1 protein-coding gene is annotated in these 473 nt (G+C 57.3%); it reads right to left on the reverse strand.

Translation table 11 applies throughout. The annotated features are described in order from the left end of the window. A partial coding sequence (locus J5M56_RS24960; protein ID WP_207938055.1) for a hypothetical protein occupies positions 1-473 on the reverse strand: 473 nt, incomplete at both ends.

The following is a 473-nucleotide window of genomic DNA, read 5'->3' on the forward strand; positions in this document are numbered from 1 at the left end:
CCGGTAAATGCCGCATTGGCATTGAAGGTGTTGAACCGTAGTGCTGAATTGTCGGTGCGCCTGCCGCGCCACAGTTGTTCGAGGCTTTCGCTGAATTTTTGTCTCTCGGCGCGTTCTGCGGCTTTTTCCTGCGCAGTCCATGGCCGTTCTGTCGATGGATTGTTGACTGGCAGACGCTCACGCCATGCGTTGAGCTCGCCAATCATGCGGGCGATTTCGCCCTCCCACCTGATCAGTTGCGCCGTGCCGGTCTGTAATGTCCCGGGCAGGCGATAAATCATGTTGATCGCAGCGTTTTCCCCAAGTCGCGGGAACAGTCTCTGCGCCATGGCAATGTCAGCCGATGGCGGCTTGATCCGGAAGTTGCGCCCGTGTGCTGCGTAGTAGAACTTGACGCGTTCGCGGGCATTTATCGACAGAGGGTTGTCGTTCAGATAGATGCCGTCGGCCTTATCGGGCTTCAGGCTGAAGAT

This window comes from Pseudomonas sp. 51_B (assembly GCF_017491595.1).
GTDB lineage: Bacteria > Pseudomonadota > Gammaproteobacteria > Pseudomonadales > Pseudomonadaceae > Aquipseudomonas > Aquipseudomonas promysalinigenes.